General features: G+C 62.0%; 3 protein-coding genes. 1 reads left to right on the forward strand and 2 read right to left on the reverse strand.

Annotated elements, in window-relative coordinates; all coding sequences use genetic code 11:
• Positions 1-5 precede the first annotated feature (5 nt).
• Together MRBLMU1_RS25460 and MRBLMU1_RS25465 are read right to left on the reverse strand one after the other, a co-directional pair.
• Positions 6-1,574: a methyl-accepting chemotaxis protein gene (locus MRBLMU1_RS25460; RefSeq protein ID WP_363507589.1), complete on the reverse strand. Its 1,569-nt coding sequence runs from the start codon at positions 1,572-1,574 to the stop codon at positions 6-8.
• 58 nt (positions 1,575-1,632) lie between these two features.
• Entirely contained in the window at positions 1,633-2,088 is a 456-nt protein-coding gene (locus tag MRBLMU1_RS25465; protein WP_008443393.1) for an Lrp/AsnC ligand binding domain-containing protein, read from the reverse strand.
• A 234-nt stretch (positions 2,089-2,322) separates the two neighbouring features.
• On the opposite strand from MRBLMU1_RS25465, the gene putA reads away from it, so the two are divergent.
• On the forward strand, positions 2,323-5,979 hold the full coding sequence (putA, locus tag MRBLMU1_RS25470; protein WP_363507592.1) for a trifunctional transcriptional regulator/proline dehydrogenase/L-glutamate gamma-semialdehyde dehydrogenase: 3,657 nt from the start codon (positions 2,323-2,325) through the stop codon (positions 5,977-5,979).
• Positions 5,980-6,251 lie beyond the last annotated feature (272 nt).

Raw genomic sequence — 6,251 nt, forward strand, 5'->3', positions numbered from 1 at the left:
ACGTGCTAATGCTTGGTACTGGAACGGTAACCGATGCGGAAACCACCCCAATGCTTGCCGTTCACATAAATCGGCGCCGACAGGTCGTGCATCACTTCCCCGGTATCGCGCTTGTAGGTCTGCAGCAGAAACGCCTTGGTGTTCGAGCCGCAGCGCTTGCCGGTGCGATCGCTGAAGATCCGCTTGGTGCGGTTGTTGACGATGTCGACATCGTAATTACCCGTCAACGGCTGCGAAAACTTCTTGTTATGGGTGGGGAAATAGCCGTTGTTATCCACAGCACCGGCGTAAGCCAGCTGCGGCATGGCCACCAACAATGCCTCCTGCAATGAAGGCAGCACGCGATCCGTAAAATCATCGAACCTCGTCTTATGCTTGGGCGGATCGGTGTTCGGGATCGGCGTATAGGTCCGGTCGAACAGCGCGTCGCGCGTGATCTTGCCAGACGACAGCGCCGCTTCAAAAATCCTGCCCACTTCCAGCGCCGCCTGCTGCGCGGCATACCGGATCTCATCGTGCGAGGTGGCGATCGACGACTCGCCCAGCGCGCCGGTGATGACCTCGGCCCGCTCGGCCAGCGCCATCGCCGAACTGGCGGCGCGCGGCAATTCCTTCTCCGTGGATAACAGGCTGTCGCGGATGCTGGCGATCGCCGCCGCAATTTCCTCGGTGGTGGCGACATGCTCGCGCGAGGCCCGGGCGATCTGGCCGATCTCGTCCTCCGACACGCCGGAGGAGCGCTCGATATTGCCCAGCAAACCGTGCACCTTCTCCACATTGCCGGCCGCCTCGCTGACCTGCGCCGCCAGCGACGTCATGCCGGTGGCGGCCTGTTCCGCTTGCTGGTTGATCTCACGCACCATGGTGCTGATTTCGTCGGTCGCTTCCTTGGTGCGCAAAGCCAACTGGCGCACCTCGCTGGCGACGACGGCGAAACCGCGCCCCTGCTCGCCGGCGCGCGCCGCCTCGATGGCGGCATTCAGCGCAAGCAGGTTGGTGCGGGCGGAAATCTCGCTGATCGCCTCGGTGAAGCCGTAGATTTTGCGGGAATTGGTTTGCAGGCTGGTCATGACGGACGCCGCCGTCTGGGCGTCCTGGCGCGCGGTGCGGATGCGTTGCAGGCCGTTGTCGGCCTCGCTGCGGCCGGCGACAGTCTCGCCGCGCACCTGGGCGGCGATCTTGGCGGCGCGCTCGGCGTTGGCGGCGATGCGCTCGGTGGTCGCGGCGTTTTGCGCCGAGCTCTGGACGATACCGCCGGCGGTGCCGACATCGAGCTCGATTTTCTTCTTAACGGAGTCGACGAAGTACGAGGTTTCCGCCGCGCCGATCATGATGGCGTCGATTTCCGCGCCCACGGTCTGGGCGAAGCGGCGTACGCCGCCCTCGTCGTTGTCCTGGCGGGCAGCCCACCAGGAGATCAGCGCGCCGGCCAGCGCCGCCGGCGCGGCCGTATAAATCAACGAGGCTTTATCGCCCGCCGCCAGATTGAACAAGTACGCCAGGCAAGTTCCGCCGGCCGTAGCACCCAACAACCATAATCCACGTTGCACCAACTTCTGCTGCAAAAGCTTCATTTGTCCCCCGTTGTACCCGACGCCCTGGCGCGTAGCGACTAATTTTATTTCCTACATACTACTTTATAGGTAACTTGGTGGTATTCTTGACTTCTTCCATCACGGCATAAGTGTGGGTTTCCCGCACACCTTTTTGGAGCAGGGTTTTACCCAGGAATTCGCGGTAGGCGGCCATGTCCTTGACCCGGGCCTTGACCAGGTAGTCGAAACCGCCGGCGACCATGTGGCATTCCAGCACTTCCGGAATGACCTGGACGCTGTGTTTGAAGGCGTCGAAGACTTCGGGCGTCGTGCGATCGAGCACGACTTCGATGAAAACGAGCAGTGAAACGTCGAGCAACTGGGGATTCAGCTGCGCGGTGTAGCCCATGATGTAGCCTGACTCGTGCAACTTGCGCACGCGCTCCAGGCAAGCGGCCGGTGACAGGTTCACCCGCGCCGCCAGCTCCACGTTGCTGATGCGGCCATCGCTCTGCAACTCCATCAAGATTTTTTTGCTGATCTTGTCTAACATTTCCGGGAACTCCCAAATAAATATTATTTGGTTAAATTGTCTCACTAAAAACAATCTATTGCTAGCCCCCTGTAATACCAGAATTAATCCAGAAGAAATCACTTTACAATCGAATCATCAGCAGTTCACGATTCGAGACCACGATTCAACCCAACTTCACGCTCTCAAGCTACCCGCTTGCAGAGCGTGTTTTTGTAAGTGGACGCGCCCAAATTTCCATTCTGAGAGTCATTCATGCAAGCAGCAGATCCAAGCGTTTTTACCCCCTTCGCAGCGTTACAAGCAGAAATCCTGCGCGACCCGATTCCACTGCGCGCAGCAGTGACGGCGGCCTACCGGCGAGACGAAGTGAGCGCGGTTCAGTGGCTATTGGATCAGATCAAAAACAACGACGCCGGCAGCCTGCAACAGGCACAGCAACTGGCGCATAAACTGGTCAGTTCGGTGCGCGAACAACGCACCCGCGCCTCCGGCGTCGACGCCCTGATGCACGAGTTCTCGCTGTCGTCGGAAGAGGGCGTGGCGCTGATGTGCCTGGCCGAAGCACTGTTGCGTATTCCCGACAATGCCACCGCCGACCGCCTGATCGCCGACAAAATCAGCAAAGGCGACTGGCGCAAGCATTTGGGCGAGTCGCCGTCGCTGTTCGTCAACGCGGCCACCTGGGGCCTGCTCATCACCGGCAAGCTGGTCAGCACCAACAGCGAAACCGGCCTGGGCTCGGCGCTGACCAAGCTCATTTCCAAGGGCGGCGAGCCGCTGATCCGCAAGGGCGTCGATCTGGCGATGCGCATGCTGGGCAATCAATTCGTCACCGGCCAGACCATCGACGAGGCGATCAAGAACGGCCAGGCCAACGAGGCACGCGGTTATCGTTATTCATATGACATGCTGGGCGAGGCGGCGCTGACCGAGGCCGACGCCAAGAACTACTACGCCTCGTACGAGACGGCGATCCACGCGATCGGCAAGGCCTCGAACGGCCGCGGCATCAAGAACGGTCCCGGCATTTCGGTCAAATTGTCGGCGCTGCACCCGCGCTATAGCCGCGCCCAGCGCGTCCGCGTGATGGAGGAATTGCTGCCGCGTATGCGTCAACTGGTGCTGCTGGCCAAGCACTACAACATCGGCCTGAACATCGATGCGGAAGAGGCCGACCGCCTGGAGTTGTCGCTGGACCTGATGGAGGCGCTGGCCCACGATCCGGAACTGGCCGGTTTCGAAGGCATCGGCTTCGTCGTGCAAGCGTATCAAAAGCGCTGCCCGTTCGCGATCGACTTCCTGATCGACCTGGCCAAGCGCAGCGGCCGTAAATTCATGGTGCGCCTGGTCAAGGGCGCGTATTGGGATGCCGAGATCAAGCGCGCCCAGGTGGACGGCATGAGCGGCTATCCGGTCTACACGCGCAAGGTCTACACCGACGTTTCCTATCTGGTCTGCGCGCAAAAGCTGCTGGGCGCGACCGACGTGATCTATCCCCAGTTCGCCACGCACAACGCGCAAACCTTGTCGACGATCTACACCTGGGCCAAGCGCGACGGCGTGACCGACTATGAATTCCAATGCCTGCACGGCATGGGCGAATCGCTGTACGACCAGGTCGTCGGCAAGGACAATCTGGACAAGCCGTGCCGCATCTACGCGCCGGTCGGCACCCATGAAACCTTGCTGGCCTACCTGGTGCGCCGCCTGCTGGAAAACGGCGCCAACTCGTCGTTCGTCAACCAGATCGTCGACGAGGCGATTCCTATCGATTCGCTGATCAAGGACCCGGTCGCCCAGGCGCGCGAGCAGGGCGGCCAGCCGCACGCCGGCATTCCGCTGCCGCAGGACATGTTCGGCGCCGAGCGCAAAAATTCGTCGGGCTTCGACCTGGCCAACGAGGACGTGCTGCGCGATATTTCGGCAGCGCTGGCCGAGCCACGCACCTGGTACGCGTCGCCGCTGCTGGCCGGTGGCGTCAGCGTCGGCCAGCCGGTGCAGGATGTCAGCAATCCGGCCCAACACAGCGATATCGTCGGCAAACTGGTCGAAGCGACCACCACCGACGTCGACAGCGCGTTGATCAGCGCCAGCAATTTCGCGATGGATTGGCAAACCACGCAACCGTCCGAACGCGCAGCCGCGTTGAACCGCGCAGCCGACCTGTTCGAAGCCAACGCGATGGAACTGATGACGCTGGCGATCCGCGAAGCGGGCAAATCGCTGCCGAACGCGATCGCCGAGCTGCGCGAAGCGGTCGATTTCCTCCGTTACTACGCGGCCGAGGTCTCCGGTTCGACCAACACCCTGGCGCTGGGTCCGGTCACCTGCATCAGCCCGTGGAACTTCCCGCTGGCCATTTTTACCGGCCAGGTCGCCGCCTCGCTGGCCGCCGGCAACGTCGTGCTGGCCAAACCGGCCGAGCAAACGCCGCTGATCGCGCACCGCGCGGTCGAGCTGCTGCATGAAGCCGGCATTCCGCGCGCCGCGCTGCAATTCCTGCCGGGCCGTGGCGAAGTGGTCGGCGCCGCGCTGACCGCCGATCCGCGTGTGAAAGGCGTGATCTTCACCGGCTCGACCGAAGTGGCGCAACTGATCAACCGCACCCTGGCCAAGCGGGCGGCCGCCGAGAACATCGAGATTCCGTTGATCGCCGAGACCGGTGGTCAGAACGCGATGATCGTCGATTCGTCGGCTTTGCCGGAACAGGTGGTGCAGGATGCGATTTCGTCCGCTTTCGACAGCGCCGGCCAGCGTTGCTCGGCGTTGCGCGTGCTGTTCCTGCAGGAAGATATCGCCGACAAGACCATCAAGATGCTCAAAGGCGCGATGCTGGAGCTGAAAGTCGGCTGCCCGGACCGCCTGGTGACCGACATCGGCCCGGTCATCGACGCCGAAGCGCAGCAAAACCTGCTGGCGCACATCAACAAGCTCAAGGGCACGGCGTTGAACTACTTCTCGCTGGATCTGCCATCGAGCGTGATCACCGCCGGCACCTTCGTCCCACCGACCGTGCTGGAGATCCGCTCGCTGTCGGAACTGACGCAAGAAGTCTTCGGCCCGGTGCTGCACGTGATCCGCTACAAGCGTGCGGATCTGCCGAAACTGGTCCAGCAAATCAATGAAAGCGGCTACGGCCTGACCCTGGGCGTACATTCGCGCATCGACGAAACGATCGACTACATCAGCTCGAACGCGCATGTCGGCAATATTTACGTGAATCGCAACATCGTCGGCGCGGTGGTGGGGGTGCAGCCCTTCGGTGGCGAAGGCAAATCCGGCACCGGCCCGAAAGCCGGCGGTCCGTTGTATCTGAAGCGTCTGCAGCGCGGCGCCACGGCCACGTCACAGCACCAGCGCCAGGCGACACCGGCGCTGGACGCGCTGACCGCCTGGGCGCAAAAGCACGGCCGTGACGGCATCGCCAAGCTGGCCGATCAGTACAGCCGCACGACGATGCTGGGCAGCCTGACCGCGTTGCCGGGCCCGACAGGCGAGCGCAACACGCTGGCGCTGGTGCCACGTGGCGCGGTGGTTTGTGCCGCAGGCACCCAGGACGGGCTGCTGAACCAGCTGGCAGCCGTACTCGCCACGGGAAATATCGCTTTGCTCGCGGGCGACACCGCCAAGCTGGTGCCGGCCGATCTGCCGGCGACGGTAAAGGACCGCATCAAGCCGGTGGCCGATCTAAACGGCTTCGAAGGCGATTTCCAGATCGCCCTGGTGGAATCGATGCTGACCGGCAGCCTGTACAGCCAACTGGCGGCCCGTAGCGGGGCCCTGGTGAGCCTGATCAACACCAACGAGGACGGGGCTATCCCCCTGTGGCGTTTGCTTGCTGAGCGGGCTCTGTGCGTCAATACGACCGCAGCGGGTGGCAACGCCAGCCTGATGACGCTCGAAGCGTAAAAAACCAAGCTATGAAAACGAAGGGCCGGGATCAAACCCGGCCTTTTTACATCCGGGGTCAGGTCCACCATTTCTACACGAGCTGAGACGTAACTGCGGAAAATCGTCTCCCCAAGGCGGGTAGGGTTGAGGCCGTGTAGAAATGGTGGACCTGACCCTAATGCCGCTAAGTTAAGTTTTCTTAGTTAATCGTTTCTCTGGATATCGCTGCGCCACCGCTTTAACGACCCGGTCGAATTTTCGTCCGGGTCGTTGCGCTTTCAGGTCGAGCA

The sequence above is a fragment of the Burkholderia sp. LMU1-1-1.1 genome (assembly GCF_040675865.1).
Classification (GTDB): Bacteria; Pseudomonadota; Gammaproteobacteria; order Burkholderiales; family Burkholderiaceae_D; genus Rugamonas.